The sequence below is a fragment of the Salinivibrio kushneri genome (genome assembly GCF_027286325.1).
Lineage (GTDB): Bacteria > Pseudomonadota > Gammaproteobacteria > Enterobacterales > Vibrionaceae > Salinivibrio > Salinivibrio kushneri_A.
The window spans coordinates 1,396,076-1,417,969 of sequence record NZ_CP114588.1 but is presented as its reverse complement, the minus strand read 5'-3'; the positions used below and the strand labels follow the sequence as shown (position 1 = coordinate 1,417,969).

Below are 21,894 nucleotides of genomic sequence, written 5' to 3'. Positions count from 1 at the left end.
AGGGATCACATTCATCTGTCTGTGGCGGCGTGTATTGGGTCATTGAGGGTCACGCGGTAAGACCTCCAGCAAATGCTCAAGCGCTGTGTTGATACGGTTTAATGCCTCAGTGAGTGCCTCTTCTTGTTGATTGTTCGCGGCTTGCTCGGCTTCAAGGCAGGCTTGGTGGAGAGCCGTTGCGCCAATGCTGCCTGCGGCAGATTTTTGTTTGTGTGCTGCCTCTTTTAAAGCTTGCCAGTGTTCAAAAGGCGGCTGCGATTGCGCGAGGGCTTGTAGGCTAGGAACGCTACGTTTGAGAAAAACATTAACAATGTCTTGATAGGCATGTTGCTGTCCACCATATAAGCGCTCAACCACCGTTGGATCGAGTGTGTGTGGCGCTTGGGCACTGGCTGTCACAGGGAGGGGGGTCGGTCGCGTCTTTGCGTGTGGGCGCTTAATCCAATAGGTTAAGTATTCGTTAAGCGGATCCAACTCAATAGGCTTGGTAATATAATCATCCATTCCAGCCTCAAAACATCGCGTTTCTTCACCACTGAGCGCATTAGCTGTAATGGCGATAATAGGCACCCAACCGGATGTGCCTTGAATCTCGCGTAAAGCGGCGGTGAGAGCATAGCCGTCTTTGTTGGGCATATGGCAGTCGGTGAGGACAAGGTCCACCTGGTGGTTTTGATATGCCTCTAGTGCCTGGTCACCATCATCCGCCATCACCACCTCATAGCCAAGATAATAAAGTTGCTGGGTGAGTACCTGTTGGTTCGTGGGGTTATCTTCTGCGACTAAAATACATCCGCGACTGTGTTCGGGATGGCGTATGTTGGCTTCCACCTCGCCGGGAACAGGCAGCATAGCGTGAGCGTCAGATTCTGCCAGCATACTAATATCAGGACTCTCAAGTCCAAGGCATACGCGTAGACCGTGGACGAGACGACGATAAGTTAACGGTGAAGCAAACAGCTCGACGATGCGTTTATCAGGATGGGTGGCCAGCGATAAGGTATGTTTGAGCGCAATCACATGATCGACAGCGCGATCGGCGATCAATGTGCTTGGGTCGGTGTGGGTGGTTATCAATAATCGGTGCTTGGCTCGATGCTTCACTGTCTCCGACTGTGCTGGACCAATGTGATAGGCGATGTGCAAGTGCTCCAGATAGCGGCACACCGCTTGACTGAGTGTGTCTTGAGGAATATCCACCTCAACCGACAATTGATGCGCATGCTCGCGAGTAATCGGTAAATCTGCAGGTTCCGCTAATGGATTTACCGCATAATCGATACGCACGGTAAATCGAGTGCCGTTTCCCTGCTCACTCTCAATATCAATCTCACCGCCGAGGAGATCGATAATATTCTTACAAATGGCTAAGCCGAGCCCTGAGCCTCCAAACTCGCGGGTGGTCGACGACTCCGCTTGGCTGAATGGCTGGAAAATAGTGTCGAGTTTATCTGGTGCAATGCCGATCCCGTTATCGATGATGGTAAACACCAGCTGTGCTTTTTGCGTCTCTTGATTATCCAGCGCGTCAATATTGACTGTCACAAAGCCGGGCTGACGGTGCTGACCGCCAGAGAACTTAATCGCATTACCAACCAGATTAAACAGTACCTGTTTTAACCGGTTGGGATCGCCCACCAGTTGATCCGGGAGGTGAGGTTCAATAAATAGTGACAGCGTCACCTTTCGCTTGTTGGCATGATGGCTGACGGTATCCATCACTTGCTCTACGGTATCGGACAAAGAAAAGGTGACACGTTCAAATTGCAGCTTTCCGGCCTCGGTGCGAGAAAAGTCGAGGATATCGTTAATGATGGAGAGTAAAGAAAGCGCCGATTCGCGCACTGTGCTAATCAGGCTTTGTTGAGAAGGCGTTAACGACGAGCGACGTAACATGTCGAGCATCCCAATCACACCATTCATGGGTGTACGGATCTCATGGCTCATGGTGGCGAGAAATTGCGCTTTGGCGCGCGAGGCACTTTCTGCGCGCTCTTTTTCGGCCATTAATTGCGCTCGAGCCTGGTTGCGAGAAATGATATGCGCACGAAATATCACCAGACCATGGGCGATTTTGCCGACTTCATCAGTTCGGTCTTGAAAGTTACTGGCCGGTGGTGTCATATCGCCGGCCACAAGGCGTTGCATGGAATCGGCGAGTTCGGCAATGGGCTGAGTGAATGTGCGGTGAATATAAAAGTACATCGCGCCACTGACGAACAAGATAAAAACCAGTAAATAACCGAGGTTGAGTTGATTGGAATGGAGTATTGAACGCAAATCAACCATTGAGCGGGTAACCACTTTTCCTGTCTCTTGTGCGAACGTTGATAGCGCATCCTCAAGCGCTTGGTATTCTTGGTCACTCAAGATTCGCACGGCGGTCATGGCGCCAACTTTGGCACTGGGCTGATAGTTATTAAAAATGGCGATACCACTGCGCTTTAAACTGGTGAAATGGTGGCGGATACTCGACAGTTTTTTGAGTGAGGCTGGATCGTTGAGCTCGAACTGTGCCAAGGAAAGGTAGCGCTCGAATGTCGCCATGTCCTCCATAAAACGTTGTCGGCTGCTTTCTCGTCCGTCTAAATATTGGTTAAGTTCAGTCAGCATATCGCCGTTTTCATCGACCAATTCATCAAAGTATTGCAACACGGCAAGGTTATCGGGTTGTGTCAGCTCTTGTGAGGCCTTTAATTCGGCAATCAAGTTATCTATAGGGCGAACGACATCAATGGACAGCCGCATCACCTGTTTACGTGCCCATTGCTCAGCGACCGGATCAAACTCCGTTAAGACTTTTTGATGAGCGATCCGCTGGAAGCGCTCATAAAGCTGGCTGATCAAGGAAAGTCGCTGCTCTGCGTCGGGGTTTACCTCACGAAGGCGTGCCAGTAATTGCTCAAAGTCTTGCTGGCTTTCTAAAAAAACCGCGAGCGATTCATGACGGCCCATGACATATTTGAGCATGCTAGCATTCATATCACTGGCGGCACGTTGCATGCGCATGGTGATGATCGCACTCGGGATTTCTTGATGAGTGGCGAGGCCGACATCGCGGTTTACGCGCTCCTGCATGATGTAGCTCGATACTGACAGGCCCAGCACCATCAAGGTGATGAAGGTCATGATCAATCCAATCTTGCTGACGATACTCTTACCAAATGGGCGAGGGCGATTTACCTTCATGACGATTCCTACATCCTTGTCAACGATTGATTTGGGCGTGATCCGTGTTAAATTGCGCGTTGTGTTGTTTGCTTTCATCACGGTGAAGCCAGACTATACTGCAAGGAGACTGGCTCAGTCGTTTGTATGGTTTGACGTTGCCACTCGGTCTTCCTTATTCGAGCCAGAATAAAAGGGAAGATGACGATGTGAGCAGTCACCATGTCATAGCACGATGTTCAGTTTATAGTATACAGTGCGCTAAGCACTGCGAAGCGTGACTCGCTTTCTAATTTCGCCTTCAAGAGGCGCAAATAGCCGACGGGCACGGTACAATAGCGACAGTTGAATAGTCTAAGGACAAGTAATCATGGTAGTAGACTCAGACGGGTATCAAGCACTGATCGAACATTTTGCGTTTAATCTCTCTGTGTTTGAAAAGCCGGGTGAAGCCATTGGCGATGATACCATTGCCGATATTGTACATGATCTGGTTGCCTCAAATATTATGACCATTTGCGAGCAAAATCCTGGGCTTTCGTCTGCACTGCGTTTCACCATATTGCGAGAGGCAGACCGTGTGGTGGAAGATATGGAAGAAGTGCTGGCGGGTCGTTGGGAGCAACCAGTGACCGCAGAGCAAGTTGGCTTTCTTGAAGAGTACGTTGCCTTGGTGAAAAACCTTTTTGATGGTGCCATGGTCGAGCTGCGCTAGTGATAAGCGCTGACGATAACCGTTTGATGCCTCTATTCCACTGCTTTTGTGATCTGGCCGCTCGATACTGACAGCAAACCTCAGTTCGGTATACTAGACGGCCCATTGACAACCTCAGACTTTACCATGCGCCAATCCGCCCCGCGTCACGCTATTCATCAGCTTTACTCCGCCCGCTTGGCACGTGCAACGCGTCCCTACCTCGCACGTGGCGCCAGTGTAGACCGCTGCCCATCATGCATGTTAGTTCGTCATTTCTGCGTGTGTGAGTACCGTGCTGCGTGCCAGACCCATGCCGCGTTCATGTTACTCATGTATGATGATGAGGTGCTAAAACCCAGTAATACAGGGCGCTTGATTGCAGACTGCGTTGCTGATACCTACGCATTTATTTGGTCGCGAACGCAACCTGATCCTGACATGCTGGCGTTGTTATCTCGTTCAGAGTTTCAACCGTATGTTGTCTTTCCTGCTCAGTACACGATCCCGACGCGCATGACCTCACCGGCACGAATCCATGACAACGCGAAGCGGCCGTTATTTATCATTATTGACGGTACTTGGCGGGAGGCGAAAAAAATCTTTCGCAAAAGCCCTTGGCTTGATCACTTTCCGGTTTTAAGTATTGAACCTCAGGCATTATCTCGTTATCGCGTGCGCGATGCTCACGGTGAAAACCAACTGGCGACAGCAGAAGTGGCTGCTGAAGTGCTTGCTGTCAATCAAGAGCAAAAGGCGGCAGATTACTTAAACCAATGGTTCGATGTCTTCCGTGAGCGATACCTCGCAGGCAAACGACAAAAACACCTTGCGGAAGACAATGCGTTGACACGCTTTCTTGATGACCAACCCCGTGTGAATGATGCCGACACCTGAGTGAAACGTCTGGTTGGAAAACAACGAAACTTGGGGAAAATCACGGACTTTTGGGTTGGTTTACTAGATAATCTGGTTAAATAACGACAATTTAAGGTGGCTTCGCCATGTATTACGGCTTTGATGTGGGCGGCACAAAAATTGAATTTGGTGCCTTCGATAAACAACTCAATCGTGTCGCGACCGAGCGTCACCCAACGCCAACACAAGATTACCCCGCGTTAATCGACACATTGGTGCGGTTGGTGGAAAAGTATGATGCGGAGCTAGGGCAAAAAGGAACCATTGGTATTGGTATCCCAGGCTCTCAAGCAGAAGATGGAACGGTGCTGACAGTGAATGTTCCCGCGGCGAACGGACAGTCGTTACGCGCTGATCTACAAGCACGTGTGGGGCGCGAAGTGCGTATTAGTAATGACGCTAACTGTTTCGCGTTGTCGGAAGCATGGGATGAGCAAGCGCAATCGGCGAAAACCGTATTAGGGTTAATCTTGGGCACAGGCTTTGGTGGCGGCTTAGTGATCAATGGCAAGGTCATTAATGGTAAAAACCAAATGGCTGGTGAAGTCGGGCATATGCGTATGCCGATTGATGCTTGGCTACGGTTGGGTGACAACCCGCCGATGTTCGCGTGTGGTTGTGGGAATAAAGGCTGCCTGGACAATTATTTATCTGGGCGTGGGTTTGAACAGCTTTATGCTCACTTTTATCAGCCGTTGTCAGCGATCGAAATCATCGAACAGTACCGTCAAGGTGAGCCGGATGCGGTGGCATTTGTTGACTGCTTCTTTGATGTGTTAGCCATGGCACTGGGAGGCGTGTTAACCGCGTTTGATCCAGACATGGTTGTGCTTGGCGGCGGCCTATCTAACTTTGATGAGCTTTATCAAGCGATTCCTGAACGTTTACCGGCACACCTGCTGTCTGCGGCTAAAGCCCCTGATATTGTCAAAGCGCAGCACGGTGATGCGGGAGGAGTGCGTGGCGCTGCCTTCTTACACTTAACCTGATGCTGATAACAAAGCCGACGCGAGTCGGCTTTGTGGTGAGATAGTTTATTCTTGTTTTTTATGCTGACAATGGCGGATGGCGTTGTCGAGTAACTCAAGCGCTGTTTTGTCCGTTGGCGGTAACGCTGCGTCAGACTCGGCGATTGGCGTCGTACGCTCGCCCCAACGGATTAAGCCTGCGCCCCATGTCAGGCCAGCGCCAAATGCCGCGGTGAGTAGCTGGCTATGTGGCTTGACGGCGCCTTGCTCAACCGCTTCGCATAAGGCGATGGGGATCGTGGCGGCTGAGGTATTGCCATAGCGCTGGATATTAATAAACGCCTTATCTAACTCGATGCCAGCGTGTTCACATAAGGTTTCGATAATCCGTTTGTTGGCTTGATGTGGTACGACCAAGTCAATACCATCGGCATTGAGCTGATTCCGTGTTAACACCTGATTTGCCGCTGACCCCATGCCTTTGACTGCGCGCTTAAAAATATCACGGCCGATGAAATCAAACGCAAAATAGCCATTGTCAGGGTCGAATCGATCCATTGCCGTGCCAAAAGCGGGGATCGCCAACACGTCTCGGCCTGCTGGATCACAACCAAGTTGTGCGTCAAGTAACCCCACTTCCTGTTCGCTTTTGCTCACCACGACCGCGCCTGCACCATCACCAAATAGCACCGCGGTATCGCGTTTACTCCAATCCAAATACCAGGTTAAATGCTCTGCACCGATAATGAGTGCATGCTGATAATGGCCAGCTTGGAGCATTTTGGTTGCAGTCTCTAACCCGTATAAAAACCCGGTACAAGCGGCATTCATATCAAACGCTGCCGCGCGAAGTGCACCTAAGTTGCCTTGCACTTTGGAGGCAATATTGGGGATCAGGGTGTCTGGTGAGCAGGTCGCTACAATCAACAGATCAAGCTGGCTTGCCTCAATACCGGCCGCCGCTAACGCGCGTTGAGCGGCAACGGTGGAGAGCTCAGAGGTTTCGACATGACTCACTCGACGTGCTTCAATACCTGTGCGTGAGCGAATCCATTCATCATTGGTCTCTAAAATTGTGCTGAGATCGTCATTGCTCAACACCGTGGGTGGAAGACACTTCCCCCAGCCTGTAATTTCTGCAAATGCCATAGTTATTTACGGGTTGTTTAGCGTTGCGCTAGTGTAAACCTGAAACTCGGATGAAACAATTTTGATGGGCGATAAGGAGTGAAAAACACTACCTGGCGCAAACACCAGGTAGTGGGAGAGTGATTACCAGAACAGGCGAGTGAAAATCGCCAAGACAGCAATACAAACGATGTTGAGGTATAAACCAACACGCATCATATCACGTTGTTCTATATGTCCAGAACCAAACACAATGGCGTTTGGTGGTGTGGCGACCGGCAACATAAAGGCACATGACGCGGCAATAGCGATCAACGCAGACAGTGCGACTGGCGACACGCCTAATGCTTCGGCGATGGTGGCAAAAACCGGTACCAATAGTGCGGCGCTGGCGGTATTACTCGCAAATTCAGTCAAGAAGATAACGAATGCCACCACGCCTAGCATGGTGAAAAACAGCCCCGAGCCGGTGAGTGCATTGCTCAGGTGGTTGGCAAGAAACAAACTCGTGCCGGTTGCTTTAAGTACATTGCTCAAGCAGATGCCGCCACCAAATAATAGCAATACCCCCCAATCTGCGGTTTTTTCGACTTCTTTCCATTTCACAACGCGCGTTGCCCCCAGCAAGACAATCGCGGATAACGCTACAATAGAGTCAAATTTGCTAAGGCCACCGAGCATGGCATTCAATGGTTTACTGAAAATCCAAGCGCTGACGGTCAGTGCGAAAATCACCAGTGTGATGACGCGAGGTTTGCTCCAAGCGAAGTCACGCTCATCGGCTTTAAAACTATGGTTAAGGTTCGGCTTAGTGAGCACATACAAGACGGCAACGGCGACGGGAAGCAATATCAGAGTGACGGGCAGGCCTAATTTCATCCAATCTGCAAAGCTAAGCCCAGCTTCAGCTGCCGCAATCGCATTAGGGGGGCTACCGACAATGGTCGCGATGCCGCCGATGCTCGCGCAATAGGCAATACCCAGCAGCACAAACACATAGGTGCCGTGATCTTTTTGATTATTCACCTTGTGTAAAATGCCTAACACCAGCGGCAGCATCATGGCGGTTGTCGCGGTGTTACTGATCCACATGGACAGGGCGGCCGTGACCCCAAACAACATCATGACGGCAACCGACATTTTGCCTTGGGCAATGGTGAGCACTTTATTGGCGATGGCTTGATCGAGACCTTGTGCTTGCAGCGCGGCTGCCAAGGCAAAGCCACCGAGAAAGAGAAAAATGATGGGATTGGCGAAATTTGACATCGCTGCCGGTGTTTCAAACACGCCAAGCGCGACGGCCATAATGGGCACTAGGATCGCGGTGATGCTGACATGAATCGCTTCAGTCAGCCAAAGCACGGCAATGAATATCAGTAAGCTCAGGCCGGTTGTGACATTCGTTTCAAACGGCAGGGTGTTATACAAGATGAAAAACAGGGCAATGTCAGCAAACAAGATCCACGCTTTTCTATCCAGCCCCGACGTACGGGAGGAAAGGGTTTGCACATCCATAGGGCGTCCTTTTCTTAAACGTTATTGAGTATTTTTATAATGTTTTACTTTGAGTATTTAAGTGCTTGATAAGGGTAGGGCTGCTGCCGTTTGGGTGGCAGTGGGCCGCCAAGCGACGGCTAATATACGCCTAAATTGTCAGTGTGTTAATCGATTGCAGGCAGGTTTTTAAACAAATGATTAAAGTAATGTGAAAATTGTGATTGGAGCGGCACTGGTGGATATGGGAGTTAGTCCTTCGACGTTGAGACGCCACTGATTGGCTCTTTTGGACCCGTAAACTTGGGTTTGACGTTGAGAATAAAGCTATCAAGCACCGCTTTGGTTCTTGCGAGTACTTCGCGTGCGCGAATTTTTACCCCTGCCCAGCCTTGCGGGCTTGGTACGGCGTAACAAATGGCATCAATATTGTTTACATCGGCGAGAAATAACGCACGCTCACAATGAAACTGTTGGCTGATCACGGTGTAGCGCGCCAAACTGAAAACGGTTTTCGCGCGGACCACGGAGTCCAGCGTTCGAAAACCGGCATAGTCAAGGTGAATCGTTTCTTCTGGGATCCCTGCTTGACGTAAATCTCGCTTCATCGTCCAGGGCTCATTATACGAGCGGTGCGCGTTGTCGCCACTGAGCAAAAGGTGCTGAATCTTACCCGCGTGGTATAACGACTCCGCCGCTTCAATTCGGTAGGTATAATAAGGGTTGGGTGTTTTACCAATGTATTTGCTGGTTCCCAGCACCAAGCCGACTTGACGAGCGGGTAGCGTCTCCGCTTGTTGATAAACACGGCCTTTGGCGTTAAGCGTGATCGCGATATCACAAGCAGCCATCACGATAGCGGTGACCACAGTAAAACCAATTAATGTGAAAATCGCCTGACGAAAAAGGCGCGGGAGAGCCATGGTGCGTTTATTACCTTTGCGAGAATGAAGCCGCATTCAGGGTCATGTGTGCGAGCAAGTAGGTGGAATAGTAGCAAAAAAAGCGCCTGAGTAGGCGCTTTTTTCTGTTAGGTTCACGTTAAAAAGAGGTTCGTTTGTAAGCACGATATTGTGGTGACCAGAAGCTCTCTTCAATACGCTTTTTAAGCGCCTCGTCAGACAGTTCTGATGCAACCCCTTCAGCAATAGCCTCTTTCGCAACTGCAAATGCGATGCGTTTTGACACCTGCGTGATATCTTCCAGCGACGGTAGTAAGGCGCCTGTACCACGCTTGGCTAATGGTGAGCACTCAGCTAAGGCGCGCGATGAGGCCATCAGCATGCCATCTGTCACCCGGGATGCGGCAACCGCTAACACGCCCAGCCCAATACCTGGGAAAATATAGCTGTTATTACACTGTGCAATAGGAAAGGTCTTGCCATTGTCTAAACGAACAGGCTCGAACGGGCTGCCAGTGGCAACCAGTGCTTTGCCCTCTGTCCAGCGCAAAATATCAAAGGGAGTCGCTTCCACACGGCTAGTAGGGTTAGAGAGCGGGAAAACGATAGGACGCGGGCAATTGGCATGCATTTCTTTCACCACGTCTTCGGTAAACAACCCTGGTGCGCCAGAGACACCGACCAATACGGTCGGCTTAGCATTACGCACGACATCGAGCAACGAAATATTACTGTCTTCTAACTGCCAATGGTTGAGCGCCTCGCTTTTTTGCACCAATCGTTGCTGAAAGTCGAGTAAGTTAGGCATGGCATCGATTAGCAGTCCCCAGCGATCGACCATGTAGACACGCGCACGCGCCTCTTGGTCAGAAATCCCTTCAGATACCATTTGCGCGATGATCGCTTCGGCAATACCGCAACCTGCAGAACCAGCGCCTAAGAAGGTGATGCGTTGCTCGGAGAGCTTGGTACCTGCCGCTTTACACGCCGCGATCAAGGAACCAACAGTTACCGCGGCTGTGCCTTGAATATCGTCATTAAAGCAGCAGACTCGATCCTTATATCGCTCCAGGATCGGCATAGCATTTTTTTGCGCAAAGTCTTCAAATTGAATCAAGGCATCCGGCCAGCGACGCTGAACGGCTTGGATAAACTCTTCAATAAAGGCGTCGTATTCTTGTCCGCTAATGCGGGTATGACGCCAGCCCATATACATGGGGTCGGAAAGGCGTTGTGGGTTGTTGGTTCCTACATCCAGCACAATAGGAAGTGTGTAGGCTGGACTAATCCCCCCACAAGCCGTGTAAAGTGACAACTTACCAATCGGGATGCCCATACCGCCAATCCCCTGATCGCCCAGGCCAAGAATACGCTCGCCATCGGTGACCACAATCACTTTGACGTTGTGACGAGAGGCGTTGTTGAGCACATCATCAATGCGATCGCGGTTAGGGTAGGAAATGAAAAGCCCGCGGCCTCGACGATAGATATTGGAGAAGTTCTCACAGGCCGCCCCGACAGTCGGGGTGTAGATGATAGGCATCATCTCGGTGATGTGGTTAGAAACCAACCGATAAAAAAGCGTTTCGTTGGTATCTTGGATGTTGCGTAGATAAATATGCTTGTCGATATCGTTCTCGAAGCGCTGATATTGTTGGTAGGCACGCTCAGTTTGTTCTTCAATCGTTTCGATGGCGTCAGGCAACAAGCCTTCGAGATTAAAAAACTTACGCTCTTCGACGCTGAATGCGCTTCCTTTATTCAACAGTGGTGTTTCTAGCAAGGCCGGTCCCGCATAGGGAATATAGAGAGGACGTTTTTGGTTATTCATGAATGATCAGACTCGATATTGTCTTTTAATTAGGTCGATGATGAGTATTGGGTACTATCTGGTGCCTTCGTGGCAAAAATGATCCCTTGCTAAACGCTTTAATGGCGTTGGTCTGAGATAACCCATAACTACGCTGTAATTGGGAACAAAGTTTAGGCATGAATGGTGACCTAATTCAACTTTTTTACTTGATTGTGCGGGTTCAGCAGAGAGAGATGAGAGCGCATTTAAAGTCGTCACCAGCGCCACCTGGCTCCTTTTTATTTGTTTATTCAAATGCTTGTAGAGAGAAAAAACCGAAGTTAGATCACAACCTCTAGCAAAACTGCGCAAGGGGCATGGAAGCTGACTACACTAGAAAAGGTGAGTTAATAACGATAAGGCCACGCCTTGTTCTATTCAACTCCCCCAATTTGGTATGAGCTAATAATAACAATGTTGGCTGAGCACATTTAATGGAAGGTTAAAAGAGGTAGTCCAATGAAGTCACTTATTGCCGCCAGCTTGCTGGTTTTCTCAACCACCACAGTCGCTGCAAACTTAGGTGATCTTGATTATATCACTGAGGTATATCCGCCGTTTAACTATGAAGAGCGTGGTGAATTAAAGGGGATTGCGGTTGATTTCCTCGAAGCTGCGACAGAAGCCGCGGGCGATCCGGTGAGCCGAGACCAAGTGAAAATTCAGCCATGGGCACGTGGTTATGCCACGGCACTGTCTGAGCCTAATACGGTACTGTTTTCCACCACACGAACGGATGAACGGGAAGATAAATTTAAATGGGTAGGGCCGATTACAGACACCAAAATTGTCGTATGGGCTCCTAAAAGCAAAGGGATCACTATCGACAGTGCGAGTGACTTTGCCAACTATAAAGTAGGCGTTGTACGCGATGACGTCGGTGAGCATTTGTTACGTTCAATGGGTGTCGATGAAGGTGCGCTGCGTTTATCACCCAAAGCCGATTTGTTGGCCAAACAGCTGGCTGCAGGGCGAGTAGACATGTGGGCGTACGAGGAAAACGTCAGTGCCTTTATCATGAGCCAAAACAATATTGATACCAGCCAGTTTGAAGTGGTTCATGTCTTGGATGAGTCTCAGCTTTACTATAGCTTTAGTAACAACACGCCAGACAGCTATGTAGAGAAGCTGCAAGCGGGCATTGATCAGGCGACGGCTGATGGCACGCTCGATGAAATTAAAAGCAAGTACAAATAGCACAGGTTAATCATCTGTATGAATGAAAAAACGGGCTAAGTTGGCCCGTTTTTTTATGGTCAAGATACGTGATGATCAGTCGCGAAAGTTTTCAAATTGGAAAGGCTGCTCAAAATCACTTTCTTTAATTAATTGGATCACCGCCTGCAGGTCATCACGCTTTTTGCCAGTGACGCGCACTTGTTCGCCTTGAATCTGCGTTTGTACCTTCATCTTGGCATCTTTGATTGCTTTGGTGATTTTCTTCGCGACAGGCGTTTCGATACCGTTTTTAAATTTAACCTGTTGAGAAAAGGTTTTGCCAGAGTGGACCATGTCTTGGGTATCCATTGCGCGTGCGTCAACACCACGCTTAGCGAGGTTACTGCGCAACATGTCCATCATTTGGTTAACCTGAAAATCCGCTTCAGCCGTCACTTTCACGGTTTCTTTATCGAGTTCGAAGCTGGCCTCTACACCACGAAAGTCAAAGCGAGTTGCAAGTTCTCGATTGGCGTTATCCACTGCGTTTTTTAGCTCAACGTTGTCAATTTCAGAGACAATATCAAATGAAGGCATAGTCTTTTCCTAATTGGGGCGTGAGTCAGTCACGCCGATAAATCGTCAGTCATTACAGGTTGTTGCGCGCCGCGACGGCATCCGCCAGTTGTTCGAGTAGGCGCTCGGTATCGGCCCAACCCAGACAGGGGTCCGTGATCGACTGTCCATACACGCGAGATTGCACGTCACCCATGGTCTGATTGCCTTCTCGTAAGAAGCTCTCAGCCATGATGCCGGCAATCGCTTGTTCGCCATGACGGATCTGTTCAGCAACATCTGCGCACACATCTAGCTGGCGGCGATGCTGTTTTTGGCAATTACCGTGGCTGAAGTCTACCACAAGCTTGGCAGGTAGCCCGAAGTCACCTAGCGTTTGCGCGGCCGCTTTCACATCCTGGGCGTAATAGTTCGGCTGATGGCCACCTCGCAAAATGACGTGGCCATCTGGATTGCCAGCGGTGCGATAAATGGTCATGCTGCCATTTTTATCGGGTGAGCAGAACAGATGAGACTCTCTGCTCGCGCGAATGGCATCGACGGCAATGCGGATGTTGCCGTCTGTACCATTTTTGAATCCAACTGGGCTGGACAGAGCAGAGGCCATTTCACGATGAATTTGTGATTCTGTCGTGCGGGCGCCAATCGCTCCCCAGCTGATCAAGTCAGCGATATACTGACCCGTGATCATGTCGAGAAACTCGGTAGCGGTCGGCAGTCCCATTTTGTTGATATCGAGCAGGAGCTCGCGCGCCGTAAATAGGCCCGCACGAATATCACCGCTTCCGTCAAGGTGCGGGTCATTGATAAGGCCTTTCCAACCGACCACAGTGCGTGGCTTCTCAAAATAGGTGCGCATCACCACCAATAATTGATCGCTGTACTTATCGGCAAGCGGTTTAAGCTTGGCTGCGTAATCACGGGCCGCGTCGGGGTCATGAACAGAGCAGGGACCAACAATCGCTAGCAGCCTTTTATCGTCGTCATTGAGAATACGACTGATCGCCTGTCGTGCGGAGGTGATATGGTGAGCAACACTGTCGCTGATGGGGTGGGCAGCTTCCACCTCTGCGGGCGTAGGCATGGTATCGACCACGCGTGTTCGAAGCTCATCGGTTTTCAGTGGCATAGAGGACAGCCTTCCTCATATCTTAATCTGTTGCGAAGCCAGTAAGATAGCAAAAAACACGGTCTATGAAAGCACCAATGTGACATCTGTTGGATTTTTCTTATCAGAATGCCTTCTAGGCTGCGCATTATGCGCCTCAGCAAGAGCAGTGGCGGAGGCGCACAACGCGTTAGGATGAGCAGCTTAGCGTCAGATCTTTTTCATCATTATTGGGCCGTCGGGCAAGATGGTCTAATCCGGTGTGTGATCCAAAAGGGTCAGCCAGTACGCGCATTAAATCATGCGTTGGCTGCATGTCACCCTGTTCGGCAGCCTCGATGGCTTGTTGAGCTAAATAGTTACGCAAAACAAACTTTGGGTTGGTGGCCTGCATGCAAGCGAGGCGAGGGTCGTCGTCATGATCCGCTACCCGTTGGTGGTATTCGCTTAACCAAGCGGTCAAGGCATCGGCATCTGAGACGAGATCGTTAAACTGACTGAGAGCCTTTGCACCTAGTAACTCGTCTTGAGTGATGTGGCTGAGTCTGTGAAAAAACAGGGTGTAATCGACGCGCTGAGATTCGAGCAACGAGAACAGGGCGTTGAACAAATCACTGTCTCCTTGCTGGGCATCGGAGAGCCCCAGCTTATTGCGCATTACCTTACTGTAAGCAACTTGGAGATGATGCTCGTAGCCGCCGAGAATGTCGTTAATCACGTCACTTTCAAGCAGCGGAGTAAATGCATACCCCAGCGCAGAGAGGTTCCAAAGCGCAATGGCAGATTGCTGATTAAAGGCATATCGCCCAGCGTAATCAGTGTGGTTGCAAATATTGCTGGGGTTAAAATCATCCAAAAAGGCATAGGGGCCATAGTCAAAGGTTTGACCTAAAATCGACATGTTATCGGTATTCATCACGCCGTGATTAAAGCCGACTGCTTGCCACAGGGCAATCATTTCGGCTGTGCGTTCGACAATTTCTTGTAGCAATGCGGCATAGGGGGTCTCAGCCTCGGCAAGCTCAGGGAAGTGGCGTGCGATGACATAGTCCGCCAGCGTACCCAGCGCCTCGTGCTGCTGGCTGTAAAACAAATACTCGAAGTGGCCGAAACGCACGTGGCTCTCGGTAACGCGAAGTAGCGTTGCGGCGGTCTCGATGCGCTCGCGCATCACCGGGGTATCGCTGGTGGCCATGGCAAGCGCCTGCGTGGTAGGGATGTTAAGCCCTTTCATCGCCGCACTGGCGAGATATTCACGAAGTGTCGACCGTAACACCGCACGTCCATCACCGTGGCGGCTGTATGGCGTTTTTCCCGCCCCTTTCAAATGCCAATCCCAGAGTGTGCCTTTATCATCACGCCACTCTCCCAATAACACACCACGGCCATCCCCGAGTTCAGGGTTATACTGGCCAAATTGGTGCCCTGTGTATTTCATTGCAAAGGGTTGACGGCCTGCTAGGGGCGCCTCTGCCGACAGAATGGCGCGAAAGGTTTCACTGTGAATGTCTGCCGTCGTTAATCCAAGCTCATCAGCCAGCGCGGCGTTGTACGTTAAAAGCCGGCCATTATCGAGGGGTGTAGGTTTCACTGGATTGCCAAAAGCACGGCCTAGTTGGCTAAAGCTAAACCGAATGTGTTCACCATCAAATACTGCCATATCTTCCCCCTTGGTTTTATGGTTTAAGCGTAACAGCTTGGCTGTGGCTAACAAGGGATAGAATGTAGGGGTATATCATGGCCGGTGCTGTAATACCTCAGGTGTCTTCGCTCCCCGATTCGTGATCAGATATTTCAATACGAAATAACAAACTGTAAAGCACAGGTGCCATAAATAACGTTAAAACTGTTCCGCCCACTAAGCCAAAAGCAATACTGACCGACATGCCATAAAAGAGAACATCTTTACCCAGGATCAGGGGGAGCAAACCGACGATGGTAGTGACGGTGGTAATGGTGATTGGTCGAAGGCGTCGAGAGCAGGCAATGACAATGGCGTCAAGATCGGACTTATCCCTCATTCCTCGCTCAATGTCTATCCGCTCGATCATTACAATCGCATTGTTGACAATAATACCTGCCAATGCCAAAAGGCTAAGGATCACCATAAAGCTGAATGATGCCTTCATGACGGTGATACCTATACCCACCCCAATAATAACCAATGGAATGGTTAATAAGATAATGATGGGCCGTTTATATCCATTGAATTGCGCGACGAGTAGGAGAAGACACAGGCCAATACAGAGGGGAAAGCCAGCAAATATTGCTGCCCGGCCCACTTTGGCATCTTTGACAATACCATCAAATTCAATGTGATGACCTGGAGCCAGTTGGGCACGAAGAGCGTCGAGCTGGGGTTGCAGTATGGGTGCCATATCCTCGGGTGACATTTTAAGGTTACGTGCTTCAACGGTAATGGTTGGTTCGAGATCCTCGCGTTGTATCACGCTTAAAGCTGAGACCATGTCAATAGTGGCAATTTGTGCAAGGGGGATCGGTGTGTTACCACCACTGGGAAAAACAGGGACATCGCCTAGCCGAGCAGGGTTGTGCCGCTCAGGCGCCATCGCGCGAAGTAGAATGGGAAACACATCATTGTTGTCACGGAACTCGGACAATGACTGACCATTATAAAAACGGGCCAATGACCGCCTCACATCTGCCGACGTGACGCCAGCTTGGCGAGCTAAGTGCTGATCGATATTGACGCTTAATCGATTGACGGGATTATACCAATTGCTCCAGATGTCAATGGTATGAGGAATGCCTTCCAAGGTGTGTTCAAGTTTTTTCGCTTGTTCAACAAGATAGGCTTTGTCTGGTCCTTTGACCTGAATTTGAATCACATTGGGGTCTGAGGGGCCGAGGAACATACCTGATACACGGGCTTCCACATCGTCAAAGCGTTGTCGAAAGCTCTCTCTTAGCTGTGGAATAGCCTCGTTAACCGTTTGTTTGTTCCTCGCATTGACGACAATAAAACCGACATTAGGTGCGGGATCTAACGGCGCGAGGGAGAGAACAAATCGTGGCCCGCCAAAGCCGACATACGCGGCTAGATCGCCAAGTTCAGGATAGTGTGTTTTATCTTGAATCATCGCCATCATCTCACTGATTCGTGCGGATGTGGTGTCTGATGAACTCCCTGCAGGCAAATTGACATAGATAAGCACCTGAGCGCGATCACTGTCAGGAAAAAACTTGGCGGGAGTAGTTTTGATGAGGTAACCGCCAATGGGGAGTAAAGCGACCATCACAATGATAAAGAAAACACGGTGACGTAACACCACATTGAGCAACACCGCATAATAACCCTCTATTCGATTAAAAAGTGACAAAGAAGGACGGTGATCGTCGCTAGATGACAGGCTAGGGGTGGATAAAAACAAGTAGCAAAGCGTCGGTGTCACGGTCATCGCCAGTAGCCACGATACCGTTAATGAAATAGCAATAACCAAGGATATGTTGCGTGTATACTCGCCCGAAGGGTGTTCGGCCATCATGAGGGGTAAAAACACTAAGATGGTCGTTAAAGACGAGGAAAGTAGCGGTAGGGCGAGTTCACTGCCTGTTTCTTTTAGTGCGCGTGTTCGATCTTGGGTTTCTGCGAGCGTGCGCTTAAAGTTTTCGGCGATGACGACACCATTATCGACCAGTAAGCCGAGTGCGATCACTAGAGTGGCTAAACTCATCCTTTCGAGTGTCATATCGAAAAAATGCATGATGGCGAGAGTGGTTAGCATCACGGCAGGCACAATGGTGCCGACTATTAATCCGGTTCTGACGCCGAGAAATAAAATAACAACCCCGAGTACGATCGCGAGCGTTTGGAGGACGTTTGCGGACACACCGTACACGGCATTTTCTACTTGGTCGGCTTGCCAGGTAATCCGATCGAGATTCACCCCAACAGGAAGGCTCTGTTTGACGTCAGTCATTACCTTCTCTGCCCGTCGCGCAAAATTTAACACGCTTTGTTCGGGCTGCATCATCACTGCCAGCACAATCGCCGGTTTACCATTAAAGTAGGCGCGTCTCGGCGCGGGGTCGGCATAGCCTCGAGAAATATCTGCGATATCGCCGAGTGTGACAGAGCCCGCTTCATTGTCGGTTGGAATCAAGACGTTTCGGATGTCTTGGATGGAAGTAAACTCACCACTTGATGAAATCGCCAGTGTGGTATCTTCAATGTGGATACGGCCACTTGGACTCAACGTGTTTTGACTTGAGATTGCTTGTGCAATGGCGGAGGGGGAAAGCCCCATTGTTTCCATCTGCGAGAGTGAGAGTTCCACGAACACCCGCTGCGGCACCTGGCCAATGATGTCGATTTTCTGTATGCCGGGTATCGTGAGCAATTGTTGTCGGGAATGGGCAGCGAAGTCATCCAGCTCGGCGAGTGAATAGTCGTTGCCTGTCAAGGCAAGCGTAATAACGGCGACATCACCAAAACTGTCATTGACCCTAGGGTGAGCGGCCTCGCTAGGGAGTTGCGACGATGCTTTGTGTACCTCTTCTTCGAGCTCATCCCAGATTTGATCAAGTTTTGTGAGTCTGTCATAGGCTTTTACATAAATGATGGATTGCCCATCAGAAGAAATAGAGCGTATTTCATCAACCCCAGCAACAGATAGCGCAGCTTCTTCCAATGGCTGCGTGACAAGCGATTCGACACGATTGGCGGTCAGGCCTGGTGCACTCGTGGTAACAATCGCCTCGCGAATATGAATTTTAGGGTCTTCTCTGGCAGGAAGGGAAAAGTAACTGACCGCGCCAAAGACCATTAAAACAAGGCTGACAAAGAAGATAACGGGGCGATATTGAAAAGCAAGTTGAGAGATATTCATGCGTGAAGGCCTAGTGATTATAACGGGCAAGATGAGCGCCGCTGGTATAGACTTCTTGATGCTCGCGGAGAAGGTTGACGCCTTTCGCGACGATCCACTCATCGCCAGCTAATCCTGACACGACTTCTACTTCTGTCTCCCTAAGCGCTCCCACTTTAATGATGCGCGCTTTAAGACGTGTTCTATTGGCGTAAGCGGGCTCAACAACGAAAACACGGGCTCGGTGTTTATCAATCAGCTCAATGGCCGTTAATGGCACGACAGGGCGAGAATGGATATTTGGTAGCTGCCATTTTACCGAGACTGACATGCCGGGGAGGAATGATGCTGGTGGCTTAATCAGTTGAGCAATGACAGGAAATAAACCCAGCTGATTGGCCTCTATGCCGATCTGCGTAACCTTGGCGCGGACGCTTTGCTCTATCAGCGACAAAGAGACAGTCGCTGTATCGCCCATTGAGAGTTGATCATGAATACGACTTGGTACCCAGGCTTTAACTTCGACCTGTGATTGAGGGTTGACCAGTGCCGCTATCGGCTGTCCAGCCATGACCACTTCTGACTGTTCAACCTGTTGTTTGGTGATAAGGCCAGAAAAAGGGGCATAGAGAAAGGTTTTTGCGAGCTGATGCTGTGCTTTAGCCAGGCTCGCTTGGTGACGGGATACCTGTGCTGTCGCGCGCTCGAGCCTGGCTTCTGCTTCATCGACGGCCGAGGCTGAGATGAGTTTTTGGGCGAACAGCGCCGCCAGCCGTTGATACTGGCGAGAAGCATCATTGAACTCTGTTTGGGCCGCTTGAAGGTTTGACTTTTCCATCTCCACATTGAGCTCATGTGCTTGCGCATCAAGTCTGGCAACTTTCTGACCCTTTTTTACTCGTTGACCTAACGCAAGATCCAGGGTGCGGATTTTACCGCTGATTTCAAAGGAAAGATCGGCTTGTTCAGCGGCCTGAAGGCGCCCACTGCTGTATTGATTCAATTGATCGCCCAGCTTGATGGGTATCACCTCGACCGTACGAGGAGAAGGCACTGGCGCCTCATTTTTTGGCTTGCAACCACTGAGTAAGCCAATGACGCTCAGCAACAACCCGCTATAGAACACGAGTTTTATGGTTTGCTTAGTGATTATAGCCATCGCGTTTCTCCCTCTGCGGCCGACACCAATAACGTCTCTGAGTACGTTAATGAACCATTGATCCTTAAGTGACTAAATGGTCATTTAATGACTATCTGGTCATAATATGACTTGTCGGTCACTTTTGCAATGACTGGCTGGTCATTTTTTGCAATGACTGGCTGGTCATTTTTTTGCAATGACCAGCCAGTCACTGGTAATATTTAGGTTTGATAGGTCGGATAAGGTGATGATATGGAGCAAGATTCAACAGCCTCGAAGGCATTGTCTCGATCTCAGGTGAGACGGCAGCAAGATATTATTGATGCTGCGCTAGCCGCGTTTGATCAGCATGGGTTTGAGCGAGCACGCATTGATGATATTGCCAAGCAAGCAGGGGTCGCGAAAGGTACGGTATATCTATACTTCAAAAACAAGGAGCAGCTTTTTCATGGTGTTGTCCGGCATGTTGTAGAGCCCGCACTCGAGCAGGTAAAGCATGTTGCAGCGGGGGAGACCACGAGTGCCGCAGAGCGACTGCGTCAGCAAGTCAACGCCTTTGGTCAATTATTATCAGGGCATGACTTTCAGGTTATTTTAAGGCTGCTTATTTCTGAAGGGCCAAGTAACCCCGCTATCCGATCATTTTACTACAACAGCATTGTCGCCCCAGGGATGCGCGCTTTTCAGCAGTGCCTAAAGGAGGGGGAGAAAACAGGTGAGTTTAAACCGGGTACCGGGGATCTCTGTCCTCAGCTCTTAGCCGGTGCGCCGATTGTATCCGCTGTCTGGCAAATTCTTTTTGCTGACTTTAGTCCGTTGGATATTCATACGTTGATCAATCAACAGTTGGCGGTCTTTTTAGAGGGGGTGTCTTCTTGAAAAAGAACACTGACGTTTGCCGATTTTTCCATCGACTAGACCAATAAGAGACGCAAGTTAAACGCAAATTGCGTATACTCACAGGCATTATTTTCTATAGCGCTGAGACAATGATTAAACTAGGGCAATACAACAAACTATCAGTGGTGAAGCAGGCAGACTTCGGCGTATTCCTTGATGGTGATGACTTCGGTAATATCTTACTGCCGACGCGTTATGTGCCGGAGAATACCCGTGTCGGTGACGAGCTCAATGTGTTCATCTACTTTGACTCCGAAGATGACATTATTGCCACCACTGAAACACCGTATGTGCAAGTGGGCGAGTTTGCATCACTGCGCTGTGTTGGCGTGAATTCGGTCGGTGCGTTTGTCGATTGGGGGTTAAGCAAGGATTTGTTGGTGCCCTTTAGCGAACAACGTACGCGCATGGAGGAGGGGAAACCCTATGTGGTACGGGTTTATACCGACAAGGCATCTGGACGCATTGTTGCTAGCCGCAAGTTTAATAAGTTTATCAGTGAGGATACGCCGCGGTTAAAAGCGGGCGATAAAGTGTCGGTAATCATTACGGATATCACTGATCTCGGCTTTAAGTGTGTGGTGAATAATCAGCACTGGGGGCTTATTTATCGCGCTGAAGCATTCGGGAAGCTGTTTATCGGTAAAAAGCTCAGTGCCTTTGTAAAAACCGTGCGTGAGGACGGCAAAATCGATCTTGCTCTACAAAAGCACGGCAAGGCGCGGGTTGATGACTTGAGTGACAAAGTGATGAAGACACTTGAGAGCAAAGGGGGCTTTTTACCGCTCAATGATAAGAGCTCGCCCGACGCTATTTTCGCGTTCTTTCGTACTAGCAAGGCCACGTTTAAAAAGACGTTGGGCGGGCTTTACAAGCAACGTAAAATTCGTATCGAAGCGGACGGGATTTACCTCAATAAGTGACACTGTCACCTTGCGAGGTTAAAAAAAGACCCGGAACGTCCTGTTCCGGGTTCAGGGAAAAGGCTCAAGGAGCCATATGCCAATATTTAGGTTGTGATTACTAAAGTGTAGTCTATCAATAGTGATATGCCAGTT

At 49.8% G+C, this 21,894-nt stretch carries 17 protein-coding genes; 7 read left to right on the top strand and 10 right to left on the bottom strand.

The window, feature by feature from the left end; all coding sequences use genetic code 11:
- Window positions 1-39: 39 nt before the first annotated feature.
- Window positions 40-3,189: an ATP-binding protein gene (locus N8M53_RS06695; RefSeq protein ID WP_269578207.1), complete on the bottom strand. Its 3,150-nt coding sequence runs from the start codon at window positions 3,187-3,189 to the stop codon at window positions 40-42.
- On the opposite strand from N8M53_RS06695, the gene N8M53_RS06690 reads away from it, so the two are divergent.
- The 4 genes from N8M53_RS06690 to nagK all read left to right on the top strand — a co-directional run bounded on the left by N8M53_RS06690 (window position 3,188) and on the right by nagK (window position 5,769).
- Complete coding sequence (locus N8M53_RS06690) at window positions 3,188-3,361, top strand: hypothetical protein (protein WP_269578206.1); 174 nt, start codon at window positions 3,188-3,190, stop codon at window positions 3,359-3,361. The two genes, N8M53_RS06695 and N8M53_RS06690, sit on opposite strands and share 2 nt — an antisense overlap.
- Before the next feature lie 177 nt (window positions 3,362-3,538).
- The gene (locus N8M53_RS06685) at window positions 3,539-3,883 is read left to right on the top strand and encodes a DUF3802 family protein (protein ID WP_046073196.1); all 345 of its coding nucleotides are present in this window, start codon (window positions 3,539-3,541) and stop codon (window positions 3,881-3,883) included.
- Between the two features lie 126 nt (window positions 3,884-4,009).
- Window positions 4,010-4,759: a tRNA-uridine aminocarboxypropyltransferase gene (locus N8M53_RS06680; RefSeq protein ID WP_269578205.1), complete on the top strand. Its 750-nt coding sequence runs from the start codon at window positions 4,010-4,012 to the stop codon at window positions 4,757-4,759.
- Between the two features lie 107 nt (window positions 4,760-4,866).
- Window positions 4,867-5,769, top strand: a complete 903-nt coding sequence (nagK, locus tag N8M53_RS06675; RefSeq protein ID WP_269578204.1) for an N-acetylglucosamine kinase — start codon at window positions 4,867-4,869, stop codon at window positions 5,767-5,769.
- 45 nt (window positions 5,770-5,814) lie between these two features.
- Here the strand turns inward: nagK and N8M53_RS06670 are convergent, their stop codons facing one another.
- The 4 genes from N8M53_RS06670 to N8M53_RS06655 all read right to left on the bottom strand — a co-directional run bounded on the left by N8M53_RS06670 (window position 5,815) and on the right by N8M53_RS06655 (window position 11,103).
- Window positions 5,815-6,903, bottom strand: a complete 1,089-nt coding sequence (locus N8M53_RS06670) for a ketoacyl-ACP synthase III (RefSeq protein WP_269579992.1) — start codon at window positions 6,901-6,903, stop codon at window positions 5,815-5,817.
- A 117-nt stretch (window positions 6,904-7,020) separates the two neighbouring features.
- Window positions 7,021-8,391 carry an SLC13 family permease gene (locus tag N8M53_RS06665; RefSeq protein WP_269578203.1) on the bottom strand — a complete coding sequence of 457 codons (1,371 nt, stop codon included), beginning with the start codon at window positions 8,389-8,391 and terminating at the stop codon, window positions 7,021-7,023.
- 230 nt (window positions 8,392-8,621) lie between these two features.
- A complete protein-coding gene (locus tag N8M53_RS06660; RefSeq protein ID WP_420066605.1) occupies window positions 8,622-9,293 on the bottom strand; it encodes a SanA/YdcF family protein in 672 nt (223 codons plus the stop codon).
- Between the two features lie 118 nt (window positions 9,294-9,411).
- Window positions 9,412-11,103: an NAD-dependent malic enzyme gene (locus tag N8M53_RS06655; protein ID WP_269578202.1), complete on the bottom strand. Its 1,692-nt coding sequence runs from the start codon at window positions 11,101-11,103 to the stop codon at window positions 9,412-9,414.
- Window positions 11,104-11,583: 480 nt separating this feature from the next.
- Between N8M53_RS06655 and N8M53_RS06650 the strand changes: the two genes are divergently transcribed.
- Window positions 11,584-12,321 carry a substrate-binding periplasmic protein gene (locus N8M53_RS06650; protein ID WP_269578201.1) on the top strand — a complete coding sequence of 246 codons (738 nt, stop codon included), beginning with the start codon at window positions 11,584-11,586 and terminating at the stop codon, window positions 12,319-12,321.
- A gap of 75 nt (window positions 12,322-12,396) precedes the next feature.
- On the opposite strand, the gene N8M53_RS06645 is transcribed toward N8M53_RS06650, so the two are convergent.
- From N8M53_RS06645 to N8M53_RS06625, 5 genes are all read right to left on the bottom strand, one after another.
- On the bottom strand, window positions 12,397-12,879 hold the full coding sequence (locus tag N8M53_RS06645; RefSeq protein WP_269578200.1) for a YajQ family cyclic di-GMP-binding protein: 483 nt from the start codon (window positions 12,877-12,879) through the stop codon (window positions 12,397-12,399).
- A gap of 52 nt (window positions 12,880-12,931) precedes the next feature.
- A complete protein-coding gene (locus N8M53_RS06640; RefSeq protein WP_269578199.1) occupies window positions 12,932-13,987 on the bottom strand; it encodes a 3-deoxy-7-phosphoheptulonate synthase in 1,056 nt (351 codons plus the stop codon).
- Between the two features lie 169 nt (window positions 13,988-14,156).
- Entirely contained in the window at window positions 14,157-15,626 is a 1,470-nt protein-coding gene (locus tag N8M53_RS06635; protein WP_269578198.1) for a protein adenylyltransferase SelO, read from the bottom strand.
- Window positions 15,627-15,723: 97 nt separating this feature from the next.
- Complete coding sequence (locus tag N8M53_RS06630) at window positions 15,724-18,816, bottom strand: efflux RND transporter permease subunit (RefSeq protein WP_269579949.1); 3,093 nt, start codon at window positions 18,814-18,816, stop codon at window positions 15,724-15,726.
- A 10-nt stretch (window positions 18,817-18,826) separates the two neighbouring features.
- Window positions 18,827-19,954: an efflux RND transporter periplasmic adaptor subunit gene (locus N8M53_RS06625; protein ID WP_269579948.1), complete on the bottom strand. Its 1,128-nt coding sequence runs from the start codon at window positions 19,952-19,954 to the stop codon at window positions 18,827-18,829.
- Window positions 19,955-20,188: 234 nt separating this feature from the next.
- Between N8M53_RS06625 and N8M53_RS06620 the strand changes: the two genes are divergently transcribed.
- Together N8M53_RS06620 and N8M53_RS06615 are read left to right on the top strand one after the other, a co-directional pair.
- Window positions 20,189-20,815 (top strand): TetR/AcrR family transcriptional regulator, encoded by a 627-nt coding sequence (locus N8M53_RS06620; protein WP_269579947.1) that lies wholly within the window; start codon window positions 20,189-20,191, stop codon window positions 20,813-20,815.
- Between the two features lie 110 nt (window positions 20,816-20,925).
- The gene (locus tag N8M53_RS06615; protein WP_269579946.1) at window positions 20,926-21,759 is read left to right on the top strand and encodes a S1 RNA-binding domain-containing protein; all 834 of its coding nucleotides are present in this window, start codon (window positions 20,926-20,928) and stop codon (window positions 21,757-21,759) included.
- Window positions 21,760-21,894 lie beyond the last annotated feature (135 nt).